22 protein-coding genes are annotated in these 21,791 nt (G+C 70.7%); 10 read left to right on the top strand and 12 right to left on the bottom strand.

The annotated features are described in order from the left end of the window. The first annotated feature begins 14 nt into the window (after positions 1-14). Together ACGF3J_RS07995 and ACGF3J_RS07990 are read left to right on the top strand one after the other, a co-directional pair. Positions 15-854, top strand: coding sequence for a carbohydrate ABC transporter permease (locus ACGF3J_RS07995; RefSeq protein WP_161329152.1), 840 nt, complete (start codon positions 15-17; stop codon positions 852-854). Positions 855-952: 98 nt separating this feature from the next. Continuing rightward, positions 953-1,666, top strand: coding sequence for a helix-turn-helix transcriptional regulator (locus ACGF3J_RS07990; RefSeq protein ID WP_161329148.1), 714 nt, complete (start codon positions 953-955; stop codon positions 1,664-1,666). A gap of 59 nt (positions 1,667-1,725) precedes the next feature. Here the strand turns inward: ACGF3J_RS07990 and ACGF3J_RS07985 are convergent, their stop codons facing one another. Further along, positions 1,726-2,751: an ATP-dependent 6-phosphofructokinase gene (locus ACGF3J_RS07985; RefSeq protein WP_064729906.1), complete on the bottom strand. Its 1,026-nt coding sequence runs from the start codon at positions 2,749-2,751 to the stop codon at positions 1,726-1,728. 197 nt (positions 2,752-2,948) lie between these two features. Here ACGF3J_RS07985 and pta point away from each other — a divergent pair, with 197 nt between their 5' ends. The 3 genes from pta (at position 2,949) to pyk (ending at position 7,776) form a co-directional block, all read left to right on the top strand. Continuing rightward, positions 2,949-5,042: a phosphate acetyltransferase gene (gene pta / locus ACGF3J_RS07980; RefSeq protein WP_161329147.1), complete on the top strand. Its 2,094-nt coding sequence runs from the start codon at positions 2,949-2,951 to the stop codon at positions 5,040-5,042. Then, a complete protein-coding gene (locus ACGF3J_RS07975; RefSeq protein WP_393853632.1) occupies positions 5,039-6,271 on the top strand; it encodes an acetate kinase in 1,233 nt (410 codons plus the stop codon). Before pta ends, ACGF3J_RS07975 begins: the two co-directional genes overlap by 4 nt. A 74-nt stretch (positions 6,272-6,345) precedes the next feature. Continuing rightward, positions 6,346-7,776, top strand: coding sequence for a pyruvate kinase (gene pyk, locus ACGF3J_RS07970; RefSeq protein WP_161329145.1), 1,431 nt, complete (start codon positions 6,346-6,348; stop codon positions 7,774-7,776). 99 nt (positions 7,777-7,875) lie between these two features. Here pyk and ACGF3J_RS07965 read toward each other — a convergent pair whose 3' ends face one another. From ACGF3J_RS07965 to ACGF3J_RS07950, 4 genes are all read right to left on the bottom strand, one after another. Next, positions 7,876-9,300 (bottom strand): hypothetical protein, encoded by a 1,425-nt coding sequence (locus ACGF3J_RS07965; protein WP_393853631.1) that lies wholly within the window; start codon positions 9,298-9,300, stop codon positions 7,876-7,878. Next, the gene (locus ACGF3J_RS07960) at positions 9,290-9,928 is read right to left on the bottom strand and encodes a DUF6114 domain-containing protein (protein ID WP_393853630.1); all 639 of its coding nucleotides are present in this window, start codon (positions 9,926-9,928) and stop codon (positions 9,290-9,292) included. The genes ACGF3J_RS07965 and ACGF3J_RS07960 overlap by 11 nt, the downstream gene beginning before the upstream one ends. A gap of 117 nt (positions 9,929-10,045) precedes the next feature. Then, positions 10,046-10,678: a DUF6230 family protein gene (locus tag ACGF3J_RS07955; RefSeq protein WP_161329045.1), complete on the bottom strand. Its 633-nt coding sequence runs from the start codon at positions 10,676-10,678 to the stop codon at positions 10,046-10,048. A 618-nt stretch (positions 10,679-11,296) separates the two neighbouring features. Further along, entirely contained in the window at positions 11,297-12,274 is a 978-nt protein-coding gene (locus ACGF3J_RS07950) for a tetratricopeptide repeat protein (protein WP_393853629.1), read from the bottom strand. 247 nt (positions 12,275-12,521) lie between these two features. Here ACGF3J_RS07950 and ACGF3J_RS07945 point away from each other — a divergent pair, with 247 nt between their 5' ends. Continuing rightward, positions 12,522-13,157, top strand: coding sequence for a TetR/AcrR family transcriptional regulator (locus ACGF3J_RS07945; RefSeq protein WP_393853628.1), 636 nt, complete (start codon positions 12,522-12,524; stop codon positions 13,155-13,157). A 253-nt stretch (positions 13,158-13,410) separates the two neighbouring features. On the opposite strand, the gene ACGF3J_RS07940 is transcribed toward ACGF3J_RS07945, so the two are convergent. The 5 genes from ACGF3J_RS07940 to ACGF3J_RS07920 form a co-directional block, all read right to left on the bottom strand. Next, on the bottom strand, positions 13,411-15,111 hold the full coding sequence (locus tag ACGF3J_RS07940; RefSeq protein ID WP_393853627.1) for a methylmalonyl-CoA mutase: 1,701 nt from the start codon (positions 15,109-15,111) through the stop codon (positions 13,411-13,413). Positions 15,112-15,194: 83 nt separating this feature from the next. After that, positions 15,195-15,533, bottom strand: a complete 339-nt coding sequence (locus tag ACGF3J_RS07935; RefSeq protein ID WP_163015798.1) for a DUF3817 domain-containing protein — start codon at positions 15,531-15,533, stop codon at positions 15,195-15,197. A gap of 113 nt (positions 15,534-15,646) precedes the next feature. After that, a complete protein-coding gene (locus ACGF3J_RS07930) occupies positions 15,647-16,156 on the bottom strand; it encodes a MarR family transcriptional regulator (protein ID WP_161329049.1) in 510 nt (169 codons plus the stop codon). A 77-nt stretch (positions 16,157-16,233) separates the two neighbouring features. Beyond that, positions 16,234-16,527, bottom strand: coding sequence for an MTH1187 family thiamine-binding protein (locus ACGF3J_RS07925; RefSeq protein WP_053137231.1), 294 nt, complete (start codon positions 16,525-16,527; stop codon positions 16,234-16,236). Beyond that, positions 16,524-16,868, bottom strand: a complete 345-nt coding sequence (locus ACGF3J_RS07920) for a DUF3817 domain-containing protein (RefSeq protein WP_125493323.1) — start codon at positions 16,866-16,868, stop codon at positions 16,524-16,526. The genes ACGF3J_RS07925 and ACGF3J_RS07920 overlap by 4 nt, the downstream gene beginning before the upstream one ends. A 173-nt stretch (positions 16,869-17,041) precedes the next feature. On the opposite strand from ACGF3J_RS07920, the gene ACGF3J_RS07915 reads away from it, so the two are divergent. The 4 genes from ACGF3J_RS07915 (at position 17,042) to ACGF3J_RS07900 (ending at position 19,678) form a co-directional block, all read left to right on the top strand. After that, positions 17,042-17,674 (top strand): AIM24 family protein, encoded by a 633-nt coding sequence (locus ACGF3J_RS07915; protein ID WP_122616283.1) that lies wholly within the window; start codon positions 17,042-17,044, stop codon positions 17,672-17,674. Positions 17,675-17,676: 2 nt separating this feature from the next. After that, positions 17,677-18,327 carry an AIM24 family protein gene (locus ACGF3J_RS07910; RefSeq protein WP_122616282.1) on the top strand — a complete coding sequence of 217 codons (651 nt, stop codon included), beginning with the start codon at positions 17,677-17,679 and terminating at the stop codon, positions 18,325-18,327. Further along, positions 18,324-19,100, top strand: a complete 777-nt coding sequence (locus ACGF3J_RS07905; protein WP_393853626.1) for an AIM24 family protein — start codon at positions 18,324-18,326, stop codon at positions 19,098-19,100. Before ACGF3J_RS07910 ends, ACGF3J_RS07905 begins: the two co-directional genes overlap by 4 nt. A gap of 101 nt (positions 19,101-19,201) precedes the next feature. Next, positions 19,202-19,678 (top strand): MarR family winged helix-turn-helix transcriptional regulator, encoded by a 477-nt coding sequence (locus ACGF3J_RS07900; RefSeq protein WP_161329051.1) that lies wholly within the window; start codon positions 19,202-19,204, stop codon positions 19,676-19,678. A 1-nt stretch (position 19,679) separates the two neighbouring features. Here ACGF3J_RS07900 and ACGF3J_RS07895 read toward each other — a convergent pair whose 3' ends face one another. Together ACGF3J_RS07895 and ACGF3J_RS07890 are read right to left on the bottom strand one after the other, a co-directional pair. Further along, positions 19,680-21,122 carry an ATP-binding protein gene (locus ACGF3J_RS07895; RefSeq protein ID WP_393853625.1) on the bottom strand — a complete coding sequence of 481 codons (1,443 nt, stop codon included), beginning with the start codon at positions 21,120-21,122 and terminating at the stop codon, positions 19,680-19,682. Further along, the gene (locus ACGF3J_RS07890; protein WP_161329053.1) at positions 21,119-21,787 is read right to left on the bottom strand and encodes a response regulator transcription factor; all 669 of its coding nucleotides are present in this window, start codon (positions 21,785-21,787) and stop codon (positions 21,119-21,121) included. Before ACGF3J_RS07890 ends, ACGF3J_RS07895 begins: the two co-directional genes overlap by 4 nt. Positions 21,788-21,791: the final 4 nt, after the last annotated feature.

Below are 21,791 nucleotides of genomic sequence, written 5' to 3'. Positions count from 1 at the left end.
TCCCGATGGCCCTCATGACGCGCCCGCCCGCCAGGCGCCGCACACGGCGCAGGCTGGCGGCCGACACCGGTCTGCTGGTGGTGGCGGCGGCCTTCGTCCTGCCGCTGGCCTGGGTGGTGCTGTCCGCCGTGGACCCGGACGCGGGATTGCGGGTGAAGGTCCCCGACGGGCTGACCCTGGACAACTTCGACGCGATCCTCACCCCGGAGATCACCTTCACCCCGCTGCTCAACAGCCTGATCCTGTGCGGCGGAGCGACCCTGCTGACGGTGGTGTGCGCGGCGCTCGCGGCGTATCCGCTCTCCCGTTTCCGGTCCCGGCTCAACCGGCCCTTCCTGCTGACGATCCTGTTCGCGACCAGCCTGCCGATCACGGCGATCATGGTGCCGGTCTACGCGCTGTTCGTGCGGGTGAACATGATCGACACCATGCAGGGGACGGTCTTCTTCTTCGCCGCCTCCCAGCTGCCCTTCGCCATCTGGCTGATGAAGAACTTCATGGACGGCGTACCCAAGGAACTGGAGGAGGCGGCGTGGACGGACGGGGCGTCCTCGTTCCAGTCGCTGCTGCGGATCGTGCTGCCGCTGATGGGGCCGGGGGTGGCGGTGGTGACGGTGTTCTCGTTCGTGATGATGTGGGGGAACTTCTTCGTCCCCTTCATGCTGCTGCTCTCCCCGGACCAGATGCCCGCCTCGGTCAGCATCAACGACTTCTTCGGCAACCGGGGCATGGTGGCGTACGGGCAGCTGGCCGCGTTCTCGATCGTCTACTCGACGCCGGTCGTGCTGCTGTACGTGCTGATCTCCCGGCGGCTGGGCGGCGGGTTCGCGCTGGGCGGGGCGGTCAAGGGGTAGGCGACGGAGTACACCAGGGTCCGCGCGCCTCCGTACGTTCCTACAATCCGTATCGCTGGCTGAACAGCCCGTAGTCAGCCCGGCCCCGGACCCCTACGGTGTGGCGCGTGCGCCGACCCTCATCCGGCCCGAACCAGTCGGGCCCTCCGTTCAACGCCCTCGCCGCCCGCCGGCTGCGTGCCGCCCTCAACATGGGCCCCGAGCACGTCGCCCACAACATACGGGTCTCGTACGGACTTCCGTACGTCACCCCGGACCTCGTCGTCGCCTGGGAGCGGGGGACGGTCTCCCCCGGGAACCCGGAGCTGACCGCGCTCGCCGGGGTGCTGTGGTGCTCGCCCGGTGAGCTGATCGGCCGACCGCAGACCCTGCGCGAGCACCGGGTCGCCCGCGGTCTCGCGCCCGAGGACGTGGCGCGGACCGTGGGGCTCGCGCTCGCGGCCTACCTGCGGATGGAGGAGACCGACGACTGGCGCGGCACCGACCGCCAGTCCGCCCAGCTGGCCGACGTGCTGGGGCTGTCGCTGCCGGACTTCGTGACCGTCACGGGCCGCGAGGAGAAGCTGGCCGACCTGCTGACGAGTGCCGTGAGCACCCGCTGGCAGGGCTATGTGCGCCCGGTCGCCAAGCTGGCCCCGCTGGACCGGCGCGTCCTGGAGAACGTCCTCCAGGTGCTGCACCAGGACTACCAGGGGCACATGGCCTCCACCCTCAGCTGGGGCGGGGGCGGCGGTGACGCCGGCGCCGGGGGCCGCGACTTCCTGGACCGGATCGTGGATCACTTCTGGTCGGCGGTCGAAAGGCACCCGTGAACGCCGGCGGGCGGCCGGGCGGCGGTCCGGGCCGGCGGCCGGGGCCTGTAGGACAGGCCCTAGAAGACCGACTCCGCCTCGTCCATCCGGTCCTTCGGCACCGTCTTCAGCTCGGTGACGGCCTCCGCGAGCGGCACCATCACGACGTCCGTGCCGCGCAGCGCGGTCATGTGGCCGAACTCGCCGCGGTGCGCCGCCTCCACCGCGTGCCAGCCGAAGCGGGTGGCGAGCACCCGGTCGTACGCGGTCGGCACGCCGCCGCGCTGGACGTGGCCGAGGATGACGGGCTTGGCCTCCTTGCCGAGCCGGCGCTCCAGTTCGTACGCCAGCGCGGTGCCGATGCCCTGGAACCGCTCGTGGCCGAACTTGTCGATCGCGCCCTTGCCGTAGTCCATGGAGCCCTCGGCGGGGTGGGCGCCCTCGGCGACGCAGACGACGGCGAACTTCTTGCCGCGGGAGAACCGCTCCTCGACCATCTTGACCAGGTCGGCGGGGTCGAAGGGGCGCTCGGGCAGGCAGATGCCGTGGGCGCCGGCGGCCATGCCGGACTCCAGGGCGATCCAGCCCGCGTGCCGGCCCATGACCTCGACGACCATCACGCGCTGGTGGGACTCGGCGGTGGTCTTGAGGCGGTCCATGGCCTCGGTGGCCACCCCGACGGCGGTGTCGAAGCCGAAGGTGCGGTCGGTGGAGGAGATGTCGTTGTCGATCGTCTTCGGCACGCCGACCACCGGCAGGCCGGCGTCGGAGAGCATCCGGGCGGCGGTCAGCGTGCCCTCGCCGCCGATCGGGATCAGCGCGTCGATGCCGAAGTTCTGGATCATGTCCGAGGCGTTCTCACAGGCCTCGCGGAGCCGGTCGCGCTCCAGCCGGGAGGAGCCGAGGATGGTGCCGCCGCGGGCCAGGATGCCGCTGACCGCGTTCAGGTCGAGGGTGCGGTAACGGCCGTCCAGCAGGCCCGCGTAGCCGTCCTCGAAGCCGATGACCTCGTCGCCGTAGTTGTCGACCGCTCGGTGCACGACCGACCGGATCACTGCGTTCAGGCCGGGGCAGTCGCCGCCTGCGGTGAGAACTCCGATACGCATCGTGCTGTGTCTCCTGCTCGCTGTGGACACCGGTGAGCCGATGCAATTGTTCCACGGCCCGGGGAGCGAGGGGCACTGACGGGCGCCTTAGCTACTGAGAGAGGTATTGTCAAGAGGGTTCCGCTCACCCCAGTGGGCGATTTTTGTGCCCGGGTCAGCCGCCGCCAGACCGACACCAGACGAAACGGAGAGCACGCGTGACGCGCAGCGTGTACGTGACCGGCATCGACCGCGGGGACGGCCGCCAGGTCGTCGAGTTGGGGGTCATGGAACTCCTGACCCGGCAGGTCGACCGCGTCGGCGTCTTCCGCCCTCTCGTGCACGACGGGCCGGACCGCCTCTTCGAGCTGCTGCGCTCCCGCTACCGGCTCTCCCAGGACTCCGCGACGGTCTACGGCATGGACTACCAGGAGGCGTCCGCCCTCCAGGCCGAGCAGGGCACCGACGAGCTGGTCTCGGCGCTGGTCGACCGCTTCCACCTGGTCGCCCGGGACTACGACGTCGTCCTCGTCCTCGGCACCGACTTCGCCGACACCCAGTTCCCGGACGAGCTGTCGATGAACGCCCGGCTCGCCAACGAGTTCGGCGCCTCGGTCGTCCCGGTCGTGGGCGGCCGCAAGCAGACCGCGGAGTCCGTGCTCGCCGAGACCGTCAACGCCTTCCGCGCCTACGACACCCTGGGCTGCGACGTCCTGGCGATGGTGACCAACCGGGTCGCCCGCGAGGACCGGGACGAGATCGCCGAGCGGCTGGCGAACCGGCTGCCGGTGCCGTGCTGGGTGGTGCCGGACGAGCCCGCGCTGTCCGCGCCGACCGTCTCCCAGATCGCGCACGCCCTCGGCGCCCAGGTGGTCCTCGGCGACGACTCCGGTCTCGCCCGGGACGCGCTGGACTTCGTCTTCGGCGGGGCCATGCTGCCCAACCTGCTGGCCGCGCTGACCCCGGGCTGCCTGGTCATCACGCCGGGCGACCGCGCCGACCTGGTGATCGGTTCCCTCGCCGCGCACAGCGCGGGCACCCCGCCGATCGCCGGCCTGCTGCTGACCCTGAACGAGGTGCCCGGCGACGGCATCCTCACCCTCGCCGCCCGCCTCGCCCCCGGCACCCCGGTGCTCTCGGTGACCGGCAACAGCTTCCCCACCGCCGAGCAGCTGTTCTCCCTGGAGGGCAAGCTCAACGCGGCCACCCCGCGCAAGGCGGAGACCGCCCTCGGCCTGTTCGAGCGGTACGTCGACACGGCCGAGCTGAGCAGCCGGGTCTCCGCCCCGAGCAGCGACCGCGTCACGCCGATGATGTTCGAGCACAAGCTGCTGGAGCAGGCCCGGTCCGACCTGCGCCGGGTCGTCCTCCCGGAGGGCACCGAGGAGCGGGTGCTGCACGCGGCGGAGGTGCTGCTGCGCCGGGGCGTGTGCGAGCTGACCCTGCTCGGCCCGGTCGAGCAGATCCGCAAGAAGGCCGCCGACCTGGGCATCGACCTGGAGGGCGCCGAGCTGACCGACCCCGCGGTCTCCGAGCTGCGGGACGCCTTCGCCGAGAAGTACGCCGAGCTGCGCGCCCACAAGGGCGTGACCGTGGAGCTGGCGTACGACGTGGTGTCGGACGTGAACTACTTCGGCACGCTGATGGTGCAGGAGGGGTTCGCGGACGGCATGGTGTCGGGGTCGGTGCACTCCACTGCGGCGACCATCCGGCCGGCCTTCGAGATCATCAAGACCAAGCCGGACGCCTCCATCGTGTCGTCCGTCTTCTTCATGTGCCTGGCCGACAAGGTCCTGGCCTACGGCGACTGCGCGGTCAACCCGGATCCGAACGCGGAGCAGCTCGCCGACATCGCGATCCAGTCGGCGGCCACGGCGGCCCGGTTCGGGGTGGACCCGCGGATCGCGATGCTGTCGTACTCGACGGGCACCTCCGGGTCCGGCGCCGACGTCGACAAGGTGCGCGCGGCGACGGAGCTGGTCCGCGGGCGCCGGCCGGACCTCAGGATCGAGGGGCCGATCCAGTACGACGCCGCGGTGGAGCCGTCGGTGGCCGCGACCAAGCTGCCGGGCTCGGAGGTCGCCGGGCAGGCCAGCGTGCTGATCTTCCCCGACCTGAACACCGGCAACAACACCTACAAGGCCGTGCAGCGCTCGGCCGGCGCCATCGCGGTGGGCCCGGTGCTCCAGGGTCTGCGCAAGCCGGTCAACGACCTGTCCCGGGGCGCGCTCGTGCAGGACATCGTCAACACCGTCGCCATCACGGCGATCCAGGCCCAGCAGTCCCCCACCGAGAAGGCTTCCGACCAGTGAGTCCCACGCGCGTCCTCGTCCTCAACTCCGGCTCGTCGTCGGTCAAGTACCAGCTGCTGGACATGCGCGGCGGCGACCGGCTGGCCGTGGGCCTCGTCGAGCGGATCGGCGAGGAGACCTCACGCCTGAAGCACACGCCGGCCGGCGGCGAGAGCCGTGAGTGGAGCGGCTCCATCCCCGACCACGAGTCCGCGCTGAAGGCCGTGGCGGCGGAGCTGGCCAAGGACGGCCTCGGCCTGGACTCGCCGGAGCTGGCCGCGATCGGCCACCGCGTGGTGCACGGGGGCCGGCGGTTCACCGAGCCGACCGTGATCGACGACGCCGTGCTCGCGGAGATCGAGCGGCTCATCCCGGTCGCCCCGCTGCACAACCCGGCCAACCTCACCGGCATCCGCACCGCGCAGGCGCTCCGCCCCGACCTGCCGCAGGTCGCCGTCTTCGACACCGCCTTCCACACCACGATGCCGGAGTCCGCGGCCCGCTACGCGATCGACGTGGAGACCGCCGACGCGCACCGCATCCGCCGCTACGGCTTCCACGGCACCTCGCACGCCTACGTCTCCCGGGAGACGGCACGCCTGCTGGGCCGGGCGCCCGAGGACGTGAACGTGATCGTGCTGCACCTGGGCAACGGGGCGTCGGCCTCGGCGGTGCGGGGCGGGCGGTGCGTGGACACCTCCATGGGGCTGACGCCTTTGGAGGGGCTGGTGATGGGTACGCGCTCGGGAGACATGGACCCGGCCGTCATCTTCCATTTGATGCGCGTCGGCGAAATGTCCGCGGACGAGATCGACACTCTCCTCAACAAGAGGAGCGGTCTGATCGGGCTGTGCGGCGACAACGACATGCGGGAGATCCGCCGACGCGTCGACGCCGGCGACGAGCGGGCCCGGCTGGCCTTCGACATCTACATTCACCGGCTGAAGAAGTACATCGGCGCCTATTACGCCGTTCTCGGACGAGTGGACGCGGTGGCCTTCACGGCCGGGGTCGGCGAGAACGCGGCGCCGGTGCGGGAGGCCGCCGTGGCGGGCCTGGAAGGGCTGGGCCTGGCGGTCGACGGCGGGCTGAACGCCGTACGCGGCGACGGGGCGCGGCTGATCTCACCCGCGGACGCGCGGGTGGCGGTGGCCGTCGTACCGACCGACGAGGAAATGGAGATCGCGACACAGACCTACGCGCTGGTAATTGGTTCAGGTGGTTCGGCGGGTTCTGAGAATCTCACCTGAGCGGCATCCCGCCCTTTTGTATTTTCCGCCAGACGGAATATTCCGCGCCGAAACAAACCGATAGGATGGCACCCATGCGCCGTTCGAAAATCGTCTGTACTCTCGGCCCCGCGGTCGACTCCCACGAGCAGCTCGTCACGCTGATCGAAGCCGGCATGAACGTGGCCCGCTTCAACTTCAGCCACGGCACTCACGCCGAGCACCAGGGGCGGTACGACCGCCTGCGGGCCGCCGCCAAGGAGACCGGAAGGGCCATCGGTGTCCTCGCCGACCTCCAGGGCCCGAAGATCCGCCTGGAGACCTTCGCGGAGGGCCCCGTCGAGCTGGTGCGCGGTGACGAGTTCACCATCACCACCGAGGACGTGCCGGGTGACAGGACGATCTGCGGCACGACGTACAAGGGCCTGCCCGGCGACGTCACCAAGGGCGACCAGGTACTCATCAACGACGGCAACGTCGAGCTGAAGGTCACCGAGGTCGTGGGCCCGCGGGTGAAGACGATCGTCATCGAGGGCGGCGTCATCTCCGACCACAAGGGCATCAACCTGCCCGGCGCCGCGGTCAACGTGCCCGCGCTGAGCGAGAAGGACGTGGAGGACCTCCGGTTCGCCCTCCGCATGGGCTGCGACCTGGTCGCCCTCTCCTTCGTCCGGGACGCCAAGGACGTCGACGACGTGCACCGCGTGATGGACGAGGAGGGCCGTCGCGTCCCCGTCATCGCCAAGGTGGAGAAGCCGCAGGCGGTGGAGAACATGGAGGGCGTCGTCGCGGCCTTCGACGCCGTCATGGTCGCCCGTGGCGACCTGGCCGTCGAGTACCCGCTCGAGAAGGTCCCCATGGTGCAGAAGCGCCTGATCGAGCTGTGCCGGCGCAACGCCAAGCCGGTGATCGTGGCGACCCAGATGATGGAGTCGATGATCACCAACTCGCGGCCGACCCGCGCCGAGGCCTCCGACGTGGCCAACGCGATCCTGGACGGCGCCGACGCGGTCATGCTCTCCGCGGAGTCGTCGGTGGGCGCGTACCCGATCGAGACGGTCAAGACGATGTCGAAGATCGTCACCGCCGCCGAGCAGGAGCTGCTCTCCAAGGGCCTGCAGCCGCTGGTGCCGGGCAAGAAGCCGCGCACGCAGGGCGGTTCGGTGGCCCGTGCCGCCGCCGAGATCGCCGACTTCCTGGGCGGCAAGGGCCTGGTGGCCTTCACCCAGTCCGGCGACACCGCCCGCCGCCTGTCCCGCTACCGCGCGGTCCAGCCCGTGCTCGCCTTCACCACCGACGAGTCGACCCGCAACCAGCTGACGCTCAGCTGGGGCGTGGAGCCGCACGTGGTGCCGTTCGTGAACAGCACCGACGAGATGGTCGACCTGGTGGACCAGGAGACGGCCCGGCTCGGCCTGTTCAGCGACGGCGACATCGTCGTGATCACCGCCGGTTCGCCCCCCGGCGTCCCCGGCACCACCAACATGGTCCGCGTCCTGCACCTGGGCGAGACGCGGCGCGGCTGAGACAGCGCGCACGGCCTCTGTACGGCGCTTAGGGCGCCCCCTGCGAACAGGGGGCGCCCTCTGCGGTTCCGCGGCTCCCGAACGGGCTTGTGGGCGCGCTCAGTCGGTCACGAACTGGTGCAGGCCCGGGACGTGGAGCGTGCCGCCGAACTGGCCGGCCTGGACGACCGTCACCTTGGTGAAGTAGATCAGCGGGATGTCCAGCGGCGGCGGGTTCTCCGGGTCGAAGGTGATCGGGATCAGCCCGAGCAGGTTGCCCGAGATGCTCTCGGTGTACATCACCGTCTCGCCGTCGCGGATCGTGGACGTCGAGCCCTCGGCCGCCTGGACGTGGTGCGTCTTGCCGGCCTGCTTGTCCTTGACCGTCTGGTGCAGGTCGCCGATGTCGGTGCCGTTGGATATGACGTACTTCAGCACCTTCTTGGTGGTGCCGTTGGCCGTCCTCACCTCGACGACGCCCTTGTAGGAGGCGCCCTTCAGCAGCAGCGAGCTGGCGTTGAGGTACCAGGGGTCGTCGGGCAGCGGCACCTTGTTGTCGACGCCGCCCTCGTCGTCGGTGGCGACGGGGCAGTCGTCTGCGTCCGCACCGGCGCTCTCCGAGGCGCTGGGCGTGGGTGAGGCGGTGGCCTCCTCCTTCGCCTTCTCGGCGGCCTCCTTGGCCTTCTCGGCCTCCTCCTTCGCCTTCTCGGCCGCCTCGTCCACCGACTTCCCGGTGTCCTCGGCCGCCTTCGACGCCGCGTCGGTCGCGCCCTCGACGGTGTCCTTCGCCGTGTCGGTGACCTTGTCGGTCGTGTCCTTCACGGTGTCGGAGACGTCGTCGCCGGCCTCCTCGGACGCGGACGGGGACTCGGAGGGGGTCGCCTCCGGGCTCGGGGTCTCCTCGGCCTTCTTGCCACCGGTGAAGATGCCCTCGATGGCGTCGCCGATGCCGTCCAGCAGCCCGCCCTTGCCCTCCGACTCGGAGGGTGCGGGCGCCGGGGCGTCACCGCCGGCCGACTCGCCGCCCTGCGACGCGGAGGGGCTCGGGGTGGGCGCGGACTTGTCGTCCTTGCCCGCCTCGCCACCCTCGGCACCGGTGCCGTCCTTGTCGTCGGAACCTGAATCCGACGAAGAGGACCCACCCTTGTCCGCACCCGAGTCCGAGGCGTCGGGCTCCTTCGCGTCGCCCTCGTCCTCCGTGTCGCCCTTCTCGTCGGTCTTCCCGTCCGTCGCCGAGGGCGACGGGGTGGGCGACGCGGACGTGTCCTTCTCGGCGTCCTCCAGGGCCGCCACGCAGTCCTTGTACTCGTCGGCCGTCAGGCTGTTGGAGGGCGGCGCCGCGTCGTTCCCGTCGGCGAGGGCGAGCGTCGGCGTGAACCCCATCCCCATGAGCACGGCCGTGGGCATCGCCGCGATGGCTATCGCCTTGCCGGCCGGCATGTGGAACCTGGTGAACAACGGTTTCTTGGGTGCCGCGTGGCGCGGCCCGGTTCTCGCACGGGACGACTCCACGTCAGTCCCGCGGGTCACCTCGTCAGCCGGCACTGTGCCTCCCGTTCGCCCCGTTGGCCGGGCTCGTTCCTGACAGATCGTGCGCCCCCAGTGCCTCGAAGGTCTGGGTGGGACCCCCGCCCTCCATCCTTTCGCGCGGCCTCGGCACCGTGGCGTCGGATGCCGTGCTGCCGGAGGCCGGGATGCCCGGGAACTCGGTGCCGGGGACCGCGCCCTCGGGCGCGTCACCCCTTCCCTCGCCCTCCACCGGCCGTTCGTCCTGCGGCGGTTCGCCCGGCACCCACGAGACGGCCATCGCTCCGCCGACCAGCGCGAGCAGGAAGCCGATGAGGAAGCCGCCGAGGTTGGACACGGGGATGGAGACCAGCGCGAGCAGGATCGCCGCCACGCCCGCGAAGACCCGGACATGCTTCTGGAACCACAGGCTGACGCCCAGGACGACCAGCAGCACACCGATGATCAGTGACCCGGAGCCCGCGGTGGTGGCCATCGCGAGGGTCAGGTGACCGATCTGGAGGTTGGCGTACGGGAAGTAGGCGATGGGGAGTCCGCCGAGCGCGATGAACAGGCCGGCCCAGAACGGCCGCCCGCCTCGCCAGGCACGGAACTGCAGCCTCCGGCGGGTGAACTGGCCGGCTGCGGCAGGAGTCTCGGCGCTCATGGAAAACAGCTCCCTGGTACGGCTTTGCTGTGGTGGAGACGTGGGCCGCCCGTGAAGGTGCGACCGGAGAGTGGACGGGCGGGGGCGCCAGTGGCTCCCCCGCCCGTCAGGGGGTGCTTAGTAGCACTCCTTGACACCCTTGGACAGCGACATCTTCAGACCGCTGAGCTTGAAGGTTCCGGCGGTGGTCGCCCACGCCGTCTGCTTCACACCGGTCAGCGTGGCCGAGTCGGCCTGCTGCGCGAATCCGTACGGGTTCGCGGTGTCGCCCTTCTTGATGCCGGGACCCTTGCTGGCGTCCTTGGCCGCCACACCGATGTCGATGCCGCGGAACGTGGCATCGGCCTGCAGTTCCTCGACGTCGATGTAGAGGTTCTGCGCCTCGACCGGCTTGTCACCGCCGCCGGCCTTCAGCATGAGGCTGACGGAACCGATCAACGGGATGTCCGGGGTGACCACGGACTGGCACATGTTCTTGATCGACGCGGACTTGAACGCCGAGACCGCGACGGGGTGAGCCGTCTTCTCGCCCTTCAGCGTGTAACCCGAGTCGATCGCCCCGTACTGGGAGAAGCCCGTGCCGTCGAGCCGGTCCGCCGTCACCTTGAACGACTGGCCGGAAACGCTGAACGACGCGGCGAGAGCGCCCTGCGCGAGCGCGACGCCTATCGCAGCCGTGGCGGCAACGCTGGGCACCATCACCACAGCGAACCGCTTCCATCTGGTCCCGCCACGCACCTGGGACTCCATATTTCCTCCTTCTCGGACGTACATCTCCTGGCCTCGGCCGGCCGCCGGTTCGACGGCCCGGTCTGGCAGGGATGGGAGAAGTGCTACGTCCTCGGGAAGGAGAGCGCCCGAACTCGGCGGCGCGTACCACGCGCCCGAGTCACCGGCGATCACCCCCGAGCGACAACCACTGGTCGCGCCTGACACGCATCACGCACAACCCTGCTGGACAGGCTTCGCCGGGTGAGCGAAGACCCCCCTGCCCAAGAGCCGGCTCCACTGCCGCCGGCCCTGCTCGGTGGGGACCCAGGAACCCCCGCGACCCGACTGGCTTTCGGGGTACGGGAATGGACCGAGCGTCGCCGATCGTGGTGCATTCTCGCCGCCGACACAAGGGGGTTCGTTACTCGCTAGTAACGGCCGGATAACCACGGGGCGACGCACCGGGCCCGGACGGCGACGCTGGGTGTGCCACAGGGGCGGAACAAAACTATTGATCGATGGACAGAGTCCGACAGATCGATGCCGCTGGCTTACTGGCAGTAACAGCGGCCGCGATTGCCAAGTTTTGGCAAAGCGCGGCCGCATTGACGCCTGGTCGACAGCTCCTTCACACCGGCAACACTCCGGTGGACACCTCTAGAAGAGGGCGCGAGCCAGTGCCCTGCGGGCCGCGGTGACCCGCGGATCGTCGGCGCCGACCACCTCGAACAGCTCCAGCAGCCGCACGCGTACGGCGTTGCGGTCGTCGCCGGCCGTGACGCGCACCGCGTCGATGAGACGGCCGAAGGCGTCCTCCACGTGACCGCCCACCAGGTCCAGGTCGGCGGCGGCGATCTGCGCCTGCGCGTCGCCCAGCTTGTCGGCCGCCTCCTGGCGGACCTTCTGCGGGTCGGCGTTCTGCACCCGCTGAAGCAACTCGGCCTGCGCGAGACCCAGTTTGGCCTCCGTGTTGCCCGGGTCCTCGGCCAGCACGTTCTTGTACGACTGGACGGCACCGCCCAGGTCGCCCGCGTCCAGCGCCTGCACGGCGGCCTCGAGTGCCGCGTCGTGCGGTCCCGCGGGACGCTCCTCGGCGGCGGGCCGCTCGGCACCGGGCTGGGCCTCGGGGTCGACGACGAGCCCGGTCAGACCGAAGCGCTCCTCGGCGACCTGCACCAACTGGTCCAGGGTCTGGCGGATCTGCGCCTCGCCCGCGGCACCCTGGAAGAGCGGCAGCGCCTGCCCGGCCACGACCGCGAACACGGCCGGGATGCCCTGGACGCCGAACTGCTGCATCAGCATCTGGTTGGCGTCGACATCGATCTTGGCGAGGAGGAAGCGCCCGCCATACTCGACGGCCAGCCGTTCGAGGACCGGGCTGAGCTGCTTGCAGGGCTCGCACCACTCGGCCCAGAAGTCGATGACGACCGGGACCTCGGTGGACCGCTGCAGGACGTCGCTCTCGAAGCCGGCCTCGTCGACGTCGATGACGAGGTCGGCCGGTGAGACCGCTCCCGTCCCGCCGTGCCGGGCGGCCTCGGCGCGGGCCTGCTCCGCCTTCGTCTTGGCCTCCTGGGCCGCCTTCACCGCGGCGAGGTCGACGACCCCGCTCATGGACATGTTCCGTGGCTGCATGGGCCTATCCTCCCCCGTACCGCGCGCGCGTGTGAAAAGCGGGTCGAAAGCCCGCCCGGATGTGTGCTGTTCGGCGCCGGGTCCCCACCCCACGCCTGTGGTCGTCGCTGGGGCACGGGCGTACCCGTGCTTTCGCTACGAGTCGTAGCGTAATACCGGGAGGGGCCGTCGGAACACCCCGCCCCGGTGATCTCCCTCACGGCCGCACGGAACCCGCCGATTGTGGCCGGGCATCTATGGTCGGGGAATGCAGAGCAGCACCCACGCCGGCCGTGCCGGGCGCCCGCGCAGTGCCGCGGCGGACACCGCGATCCTGGCCGCGACGCGGGAGGCCCTGGTCGACCTGGGCTGGTCCAGGCTCACCCTCGGAGACGTCGCGGGCCGTGCCGGGGTTGCCAAGACGACGCTCTACCGCCGCTGGGCGGGCAAGAACGAGCTGGTGGTCGACGCGGTGGCGGAGCTGTTCGACGAGCTCCGGCTGCCGGACCGCGGCTCCCTGGCCGCCGACATCGAGGGCGTGGTGCTCCAGTTCGCGGCGATCCTGGCCCGTCCGGAGGCCAAGAGCGGCCTGATGGCGGTGGTCGCCGAGTCCACCCGGGACGACGCGCTGCGCGAGCGCATCCGCACGTCGATCGTGGAGCGCCAGAAGCGCCTGGTCCTGGAGGGCAGGGCGCGCGCCCAGGCCCGCGGCGAGCTGCCCGCCGAGACCGACCCGGCCGAGGCCGACCGCACGGCCGACCTCATCTTCGACGTGGTCGCGGGCGCGGTGGTGCACCGCACCCTGGTCAGCGCGGAACCGGCGGACGGCGACTGGGTACGGGGCTTCACACAGGTGCTGCTCTGGGGCCTGACCTCCCGCCAGACCGAACCCCCGACCCCCTGACCTCCGACCCGACCGAGCCCGGGGGCTGGCGTCCTCCCACCCGACCGAGCCCGGGGCCGGCGATCTCCCACCCGACCGAGCCCAGGGCTGGCGCTCTCCCACCCGGCCCAACCGGGGCCGGGTGACCTTCCAACGGGCCGAGCCGCCCGGTGGGGCACCTTTCAATTGGCCGAGTCGGGTGGCGGGTGGGCATAGGCCCGGGGGTCCAGGGGGCGGAGCCCCCTGGCAACGCCCGCCCCGGCACCGGGGGCGCCTAGAACCCCGCCGGCTCCGTGTACACCCCCCACTCGTCCCGCAGCACGCCGCAGATCTCCCCGAGCGTCGCCTCCGCGCGCACCGCGTCCAGCATCGGCCCGATCATGTTGTCCCCGGACCGCGCGGCGCCCAGCATCGCCTCCAGGGCGCTACGCACCGCCGCGTCGTCCCGGCGGGCCTTGCGCTCGCCGAGCACCCGCACCTGCTCCCGCTCCACCTCGTGGCTGACCCGCAGGATCTCCAGGTCACCCGTGACGGAACCGGTGTGCACGTTGACGCCGACGACCTTCTTCTCGTCCTTCTCCAGGGACTGCTGGTACCGGAAGGCGGACTCCGCGATCTCGCCGGTGAACCACCCGTCCTCGATGCCCCGCAGGATGCCGGAGGTGATCGGCCCGATGGGGTGCTGCCCGTCCGGGTGCGCCCTGAGCCCCCGCTCCTTGATCTGCTCGAAGATCTTCTCGGCGTCGGCCTCGATCCGGTCCGTCAGCTGCTCGATGAACCAGGAACCGCCCAGCGGGTCGGCGACGTTGGCGACGCCGGTCTCCTCCATCAGCACCTGCTGCGTGCGCAGGGCGATCTCGGCGGCCTGCTCACTGGGCAGCGCGAGGGTCTCGTCGAGCGCGTTGGTGTGCAGGGAGTTGGTGCCGCCGAGCACCGCCGCGAGCGCCTCCACGGCCGTACGCACCACGTTGTTGTAGGGCTGCTGGGCGGTCAGCGAGACACCGGCGGTCTGGGTGTGGAAGCGCAGCCACTGCGCCTTGTCGGTCTTCGCGCCGTACACGTCCCGCATCCAGCGGGCCCAGATGCGTCGGGCCGCGCGGAACTTGGCGATCTCCTCGAAGAAGTCGAGGTGCGCGTCGAAGAAGAAGGAGAGGCCGGGGGCGAAGACGTCGACGTCCAGCCCGCGCGAGAGCCCCAGCTCCACGTACCCGAAGCCGTCCGCCAGGGTGTACGCCAGCTCCTGCGCGGCCGTCGCCCCGGCCTCGCGGATGTGGTAACCGGAGACGGAGAGCGGCTTGTAGGCGGGGATGCCGGCCGCGCAGTGCTCCATCAGGTCACCGATGAGGCGCAGGTGCGGCTCCGGCTGGAAGAGCCACTCCTTCTGGGCGATGTACTCCTTGAAGATGTCGGTCTGGAGCGTGCCGTTGAGGACGGACGCGTCCACGCCCTGCCGTTCGGCGGCGACCAGGTACATGCAGAACGCGGGCACGGCGGGCCCGCTGATCGTCATGGAGGTCGTCACGTCGCCGAGCGGGATGTCCTTGAAGAGGACCTCCATGTCGGCGGCCGAGTCGATGGCCACCCCGCAGTGCCCGACCTCGCCGAGCGAGCGCGGGTCGTCGGAGTCGCGGCCCATCAGCGTCGGCATGTCGAAGGCGACGGAGAGCCCGCCTCCGCCGTTGCGGAGGATCATCTTGTAGCGCTCGTTGGTCTGCTCGGCGTTGCCGAACCCGGCGAACTGCCGGATGGTCCACGTACGCCCGCGGTAGCCGGTCGCGTGCAGGCCCCGGGTGAAGGGGTACTCCCCCGGCCAGCCGATGCGCTCGAACCCCTCGTACTCGTCCCCGGGCCGGGGCCCGTAGACCGGCTCCACCGGGTCGCCGGAGAGCGTGGTGAAGTCCGCGTCGCGCTTGCGCGCCGCGTCGTACCGGGCCTGCCACCGAAGGCGGCCTTCCTCTATGGCGTGAGCGTCCATACCCTCAATTTACTAGGACGTCCAAGTAAATGTCGATGGGAAACCGCCGCACGGTGTCCGCACGGCGGTGGGACCGGGTGGGCTCAGGCCTTGGCGGCCACCGGCTCGGCCCCGGCGACCTTGGCGTCCAGCTCCCGGCTGATCCGTCGCTCCACGAAGAAGGCCGCCGTCGGAACGGTCCCGGCGAGCAGCACCCAGAGCTGCTTCTTCACCGGCCACTTCGCCTTGGACCCCAGGTCGAAGGCGAAGATGAGGTAGACGACGTACAGCCAGCCGTGGGCGATGCTGACGACCTGGGTGAAGTCCGCGGCGCCGTCCATCTTCAGGGCGTACTTGGCGATCATGCCAAGACACAGCGCGATCAACAGCACACCGGTGACGTACGCCATGACCCGGTAGCGGGTCAGCACGCTCTTTTTCATGCGTCCGAGCGTAACCGCCCGTTTCGCGCGATCTTCGGGCGGCCCCGGCGACTCGCCCGGACCGCGTCCCGGAACCTCGCCCCGGAGGCGGGACCCTAGTCCCGGACCCCGCCTCAGTCCTCGGCGAAGTCCCCGGCGGCGACCCTCAGCGGGCGGAGCATCGCGAAGATCTCCCCGCACTCCTCGGCGTCGTACGCGCCCAGGCCGAAGTCCATCGCCATGAGGTCACGGGTGGCGGCCTCGACCACCTCGCGGCCCCGGTCGGTGATGGAGGCCAGGGTGCCCCGGCCGTCGTTGGGGTTGGGGCGCTTGTCCACCAGGCCGGATCTCACCAGCCGGTCGACGGTGTTCGTCACGGACGTGGGGTGCACCATCAGGCGCTCACCGATCTTGGACATCGGCAGTTCGCCCGACTGGGAGAAGGTGAGCAGCACCAGCGCCTCGTAGCGCGCGAAGGTCAGCCCGTACGGCTTGACCACCGCGTCGACCTCGGCCAGCAGGATCTGGTGGGCCCGCATGATCGAGGTGATCGCGGACATCGAGGGCACGCCGCCCCAGCGCTGCTTCCAGAGTTCGTCGGCACGGGCGATGGGGTCGAAGGAGAGACTGAGGGGCTTGGACACGGCACCAGACCTTACCGGCCGGTCATATGCCGGTCAGCCCCGTCTCGCCCTTCGATACCACCGCCCGCGGCGTACGGCTATCCGGCGAGGTGCCGCTCCACCGTGTCCACCTTCGACGTGAGGCCGTCCGTCACGCCGGGGCGGATGTCCGCCTTGAGGACCAGGGACACGCGCGGCGCCCGCGCTTCGACGGCCGCGACCGCTCGCCGGACCACGTCCATGACCTCGTCCCACTCGCCCTCGACGGAGGTGAACATCGCGTCGGTGCGGTTCGGCAGCCCCGACTCGCGGACCACCCGGACGGCGTCGGCGACGTACTCCCCGACGTCCTCGCCGACGCCGAGCGGCGTCACGGAGAAGGCGACGATCATGCGCCGACGATCCCTTCCTGGCGGGCGCGGGAGGCGATGACCGCGCTCTCGGCCTCACGCTTGAGCATGCGCTCCGCGAAGAAGCCGCCGGTGGGCAGGACGGAGAGGACGAAGTAGAGGGCGGCGGTCTTCAGCGGCCACTTGGCCCGGTTCCAGGCGTCCGCCCAGAAGAGCACGTAGAGGACGAAGAGGAAGCCGTGGACCGCGCCCATCACGGGCACCGCGTTGAAGTCGGTGGTCCGCTTCAGCACCGAGCAGACGAGCAGCAGCAGGAACGAGATCGCCTCGGGGCCCGAAACCAGGCGGAGGCGGCGGAGGGCGGAGGCGGTCTTGAGGTCCACGGGTCACCTTCGGTGGGAGAGGTATCGGTACTCGGGCGCACCGCCGGCCGCGGCGGTTTGTGAACGCACGCACAAGCGCACGCCCATTGTGGCAAACCCCCCGACGCGCCCGGGCGAGGGGGTCGATCCCTGTCGGCGGACCCGCCAGTCGGGCTACCTTCGCATTTGTGGCGATGTTCCGACTTCAAGGAAGCAAGGTACTCGCCGTCGACATGACCGGAGACGCCGTCAAGGCGAAGAACGGCTCGATGGTCGCGTACGACGGGGAGATGGCCTTCAAGAAACTGAGCGGCGGCGGTGAGGGCATCCGCGGGATGGTGACCCGGCGGATCACCGGCGAGCAGATGACGGTGATGGAGGTGAGGGGGCAGGGGACCTGCTGGTTCGCGGACCGGGCTTCGGAGATCAACCTCGTGGGCCTCCAGGGCGACAAGCTGTACGTCGAGTCGAGCAACTTCCTGGCGGCGGACGCCGGACTGCGCACCGGCACCAGCTTCACGGGGACGCGCGGCGCCTCGCAGGGCAACGGGCTGTTCACCACGACCGTCGAGGGGCACGGGCAGGTGGCGATCATGTCGGACGGCCCGGCGGTGGCGCTGCGGGTCAGCGCGCAGTACCCGCTGACCGTCGACCCGGGGGCGTACGTGGCGCACCAGGGGAACCTGCGGCAGTCCTTCCAGTCGGGTGTGACCTTCCGCACCCTGCTCGGGGAGGGCGGCGGCGAGGCGTTCCAGATCCGCTTCGAGGGCGATGGCCTGGTGTACGTGCAGCCGAGCGAGCGGAACACGATCGCGGGGGATGTCTGACGATGGCCTTCCAGGAGATCAACCACAAGATGGTGCAGGCCACCGTGGCGCCCGGGCAGCGGCTGTTCAGTCAGCGCGGTGCCATGCTCGCGTACCGGGGCGAGGTGTCCTTCACCCCCAATCTGCGGGGCGGCCAGGGCGGCGTCATGTCGATGATCGGCCGCCGGGTGGCGAACGAGGACACCCCGCTGATGACCGTGGAGGGCAGTGGCACGGTCCTCTTCGGGCACGGCGGCCACCACGTCCAGGTGATCAACCTCGCCGGCGACACCCTGTACGTCGAGGCGGACCGCCTCCTCGCCTTCGAGGGCACCCTGGAGCAGGGCACGGTGTTCCTGGGCTCCCAGGGCGGCGTCATGGGCATGGTGCGCGGGCAGGTCAGCGGGCAGGGGCTGTTCACCACGACACTGAAGGGCCACGGCTCGGTGGCCGTGATGGCCCACGGCGGCGTCTTCGAGGTCCCGATCACCCCGCAGCGGCCGGTGCGCGTGGACCCCCAGGCGTACGTCGCCCACCACGGCGACGTGCGCAACAAGCTGTCCACCGCCATGGGCTGGCGGGACATGGTGGGGCGCGGCTCGGGCGAGGCATTCCAGCTGGAGCTGAGCGGCAGCGGCACGGTGTTCGTCCAGGCGTCGGAGGAGAAGCTTTGAGCACGGTCCACCACGACCCGTCGACCCTGCCGGCCGACGACAACGTGAACGCGTACACCTTCTGCGTGGAGCTGAAGGGGAGCCAGTGGTTCCTGCAGAAGGGGAAGATGATCGCCTACTACGGGACGATCGATTTCAACGGGATCGGGCACGGCCGGCTGGACCGTCTGGTGCGTACCTCGTTCCATTCGCCACTGCACGCGAGCGACTGGGTCGTGGCCGAGGGTTCGGGCAAGATGCTCCTCGCCGACCGGGCCTTCGACGTGAATTCGTACGACCTCGAGGACGGCAACCTGACCATTCGCTCCGGCAACCTGCTCGCTTTTCAGCCAAGTCTCGCGCTGAAGCAGTCGATCGTGCCGGGTTTTCTGACGCTGATCGGAACCGGAAAGTTCGTGGCCGCGTCGAACGGTCCGGTGGTGTTCATGGAACCGCCGATCCGGGTCGACCCGCAGGCCCTGGTCGGCTGGGCCGACTGCCCGTCCCCGTGCCATCACTACGACCACGGGTACATGACCGGCCTGATGGGCGGCCTACGTGCGATGACGGGGCTAGGCGGGGCCTCCGGGGAGGAGCACCAGTTCGAGTTCGTGGGAGCGGGGACGGTGCTCCTGCAGTCGAGCGAGGCGCTGATGGCGGAGCAGGCCACGGGGGCTCCGCCGCAGCAGGCCGGGGTGCCCGGCGGCGGGTCCCCGGGAGGGCACGGAGGGCGTTCCGGGGTACCGGGACTTCCCGGACAGCTGGGGGACCTCCAGCGCCGCTTCGGGCTGTGAGCGGTAATCTGCGGAGTGTGACATCGAACGCGTGCGCACCGTCACCGTCACAGAAAAGCCCTCACTAGTTCGCCTTTCAACTTTTTAGGTAGACTTCATTCATGGAGACCGAGACGGCCACCCGCTGGCTGACCGATACGGAGCAGTGTGCTTGGCGCACCCACCTGGAGGTCAACAGACTGTTGACGCACCAGCTGGAGAAGGACCTGCAGCCGTTCGGCCTGACAATGAACGACTACGAGATCCTGGTGAACCTCTCCGAGTCGGACGGCGACCGCATGCGGATGAGCGACCTGGCCACCGCCACGATGCAGTCCAAGAGCCGCCTCTCCCACCAGATCACCCGCATGGAGAACGCGGACCTGGTCCGCAGGGAGAACTGCGAGTCCGACCGCCGCGGCCTCTACGCCGTCCTCACCGAGCACGGCATGGAGACGATGCGGAAGGTCGCGCCGCACCACGTGGCCTCCGTCCGCAGGCACTTCATCGACCTGCTGGCCCCCGAGACCCTGACCGAACTGGACAAGGCGCTCAAGCCCATCGCGGAACACCTGCGCGGACAGCGCGGACGTTCCTGAGCTAGGCGGCCGGCAGGCGGAGCTCGAACAGGGCGCCGCCTGCCGGCGCGTCGTGCACGGTGAGCGTGCCGCCGTGCCGCACGGCGACGTCGCGGGCGATGGCCAGCCCGAGACCCGCCCCGCCGTCGTCGCGGCTGCGGGCGGCGTCGAGCCGTACGAACCGTTCGAAGATCCGCTCCCGGTCGGCCGCCGGCACCCCCTCCCCGTCGTCGGCCACCCCGACCACGGCCAGGTCGCCGTCCCTGCGCACGGACACCTCCACCGCCGAGCGGGCGTGCCGCTGGGCGTTGTCGAGCAGATTGGCCAGGACCCGGCCCAGCTGCCCGCGCGAGCCGGCCACCGTCACCCCGCCGGCGGCACCGGCGTCCTCCCGCACGCTCACCCCGGACCGTCCCCCGGCCTCCTCCCGCGCGAGCGCCGCGAGGTCGACCCGCGCGTCGGCGGGCCGCTCCCCCGCGTCCAGCCGGGCCAGCAGCAACAGGTCGGCGGCGAGGTGCTGGAGCCGTACGGTGTCCTCCACCGCGCCGTCCAGGTCCAGCAGCTCGGGATGGGCGGCGGCCACCTCGAGCTGGGTGCGCAGCGAGGCGATCGGGCTGCGCAGCTCGTGCGAGGCGTCGGCGACGAACCGCCGCTGCCGCTCCACGGAGGTCTCCAGCGCGGCCAGCGTCTCGTTGGTGGTCGAGGCGAGCCTGGCCACCTCGTCGTGGGTGCCGGGCACCGGGACGCGGCGGGCCAGGTCCTCGCTGGCGGTGATCGCGGCCATCTCCCGCCGGATGCCCTCCACCGGGCGCAGCGCGCGCCGGGTCACCAGCCAGGTCACCCACCCGACGACCGCGAGCAGCACCGGGAAGCCGATCAGCATGACGGTGAGCGCGGTGTTCACGGCGCCGTGCTCGGCGGAGAGCGGGGCCCCGGCGTAGACGGTGAGGCGGCCCCGGTCCTCGGTCTTCACGGGGACGGCGGCGAAACGGTAGTCCTCCGTGTCGCCGTCGATGGTCGCCGAACCGTCGCTGACGGTGGTCCGTTCGCCGATCTCCCCCGCTTCGAGCGGCTCGCCCGCGTCGTCATCGTCGTCCGCGTCATCCGTGTCGCCGGCGTCGCCGGTGCCGTCGGGCGAGGCGGCCGGCCGCGGCTTGACCGTCTCGACGCCGGTGCCGGTGATCCGCTCCAGGTCCTCACTGGCGGCGACCAGCGTGCCGTCCTCGTCGACCACCTGCACCGGGCGGTCGTCCACGTCCAGCGACAGGTCGGCGTACGGCGTCCCGACCGCCAGCTCGGTGGCGACCTCCCGCGCGGAGCGTTCGGCCTGGGTGCCGGCCTCGCCGAGCAGGTTGGAGCGCAGGGAGAGCAGGACGGCGGCACCGGCCGCGACGAGGGCGACGGCGACCACCAGGGTCGCGCCGAGCGTGGCGCGGGCGCGGACCGACCCGAAGAGGCGGCTCATCGCCCGCCCTCCAGGCGGTACCCGGCGCCGCGCACGGTCCGGATGAGCCCGGCGCGCAGCTTGCGCCGCAGGGCACTGACGTACACCTCGACGATGTTCGGGTCGCCGTCGTAGGCGAAGTCCCAGACGTGTTCCAGGATCTCCGCCTTGGACACGACCTGCCCGGCCCGCACCACGAGCTGCTCCAGGACCGCGAACTCCTTCGCGGTGAGGGTGACCTCGTCCTCGCCGAGGAACACCCGGCGGGCGGCGGTGTCGACCTTCAGGTCGCCGTGGACGTGCACGGGCGAGGCCCCGCCGCCCTGCGCCCGCCGCCGCAGCAGCGCCTTCACGCGGGCGACCAGGACGACGTACGAGAAGGGCTTGGTGAGGTAGTCGTCGGCGCCCGTGTCCAGGCCCTCCGCCTCGTCGTACTCGCCGTCCTTGGCGGTGAGCATCAGGATCGGCACCTCGTGCCCGGCGGCGCGCAGGGCGGCGCAGACCCGGTAGCCGTTGAGGCCGGGCAGCATGATGTCGAGGATGACCAGGTCGTAGTCGCCCTCTCCGGCCCGGTGCAGGCCCTCCATGCCGTCGTGGACGACGTCCACGGCGTACCCCTCGGCGGTGAGGCCCTTGGCGAGCGACACCGCAAGACGCTTCTCGTCCTCCACGATCAACAGGCGCATGCCT

The sequence above is a fragment of the Streptomyces sp. NPDC048171 genome, assembly GCF_043202655.1.
In the GTDB taxonomy this organism is placed as follows: Bacteria; Actinomycetota; Actinomycetes; order Streptomycetales; family Streptomycetaceae; genus Streptomyces.
This window is presented reverse-complemented; position numbering and strand designations above follow the sequence as displayed.

Coding starts and splice junctions, on each gene's coding strand:
- ACGF3J_RS07955 (WP_161329045.1), bottom strand. CDS start 10,678: ATGGAGTCCCAGGTGCGTGGCGGGACCAGATGGAAGCGGTTCGCTGTG.
- pyk (WP_161329145.1), top strand. CDS start 6,346: ATGCGCCGTTCGAAAATCGTCTGTACTCTCGGCCCCGCGGTCGACTCC.
- ACGF3J_RS07915 (WP_122616283.1), top strand. CDS start 17,042: ATGTTCCGACTTCAAGGAAGCAAGGTACTCGCCGTCGACATGACCGGA.
- ACGF3J_RS07945 (WP_393853628.1), top strand. CDS start 12,522: ATGCAGAGCAGCACCCACGCCGGCCGTGCCGGGCGCCCGCGCAGTGCC.
- ACGF3J_RS07910 (WP_122616282.1), top strand. CDS start 17,677: ATGGCCTTCCAGGAGATCAACCACAAGATGGTGCAGGCCACCGTGGCG.
- ACGF3J_RS07995 (WP_161329152.1), top strand. CDS start 15: ATGACGCGCCCGCCCGCCAGGCGCCGCACACGGCGCAGGCTGGCGGCC.
- ACGF3J_RS07940 (WP_393853627.1), bottom strand. CDS start 15,111: ATGGACGCTCACGCCATAGAGGAAGGCCGCCTTCGGTGGCAGGCCCGG.
- ACGF3J_RS07895 (WP_393853625.1), bottom strand. CDS start 21,122: ATGAGCCGCCTCTTCGGGTCGGTCCGCGCCCGCGCCACGCTCGGCGCG.
- ACGF3J_RS07890 (WP_161329053.1), bottom strand. CDS start 21,787: ATGCGCCTGTTGATCGTGGAGGACGAGAAGCGTCTTGCGGTGTCGCTC.
- ACGF3J_RS07900 (WP_161329051.1), top strand. CDS start 19,202: ATGGAGACCGAGACGGCCACCCGCTGGCTGACCGATACGGAGCAGTGT.
- ACGF3J_RS07935 (WP_163015798.1), bottom strand. CDS start 15,533: ATGAAAAAGAGCGTGCTGACCCGCTACCGGGTCATGGCGTACGTCACC.
- ACGF3J_RS07960 (WP_393853630.1), bottom strand. CDS start 9,928: ATGAGCGCCGAGACTCCTGCCGCAGCCGGCCAGTTCACCCGCCGGAGG.
- ACGF3J_RS07985 (WP_064729906.1), bottom strand. CDS start 2,751: ATGCGTATCGGAGTTCTCACCGCAGGCGGCGACTGCCCCGGCCTGAAC.
- ACGF3J_RS07950 (WP_393853629.1), bottom strand. CDS start 12,274: ATGCAGCCACGGAACATGTCCATGAGCGGGGTCGTCGACCTCGCCGCG.
- ACGF3J_RS07925 (WP_053137231.1), bottom strand. CDS start 16,527: ATGATCGTCGCCTTCTCCGTGACGCCGCTCGGCGTCGGCGAGGACGTC.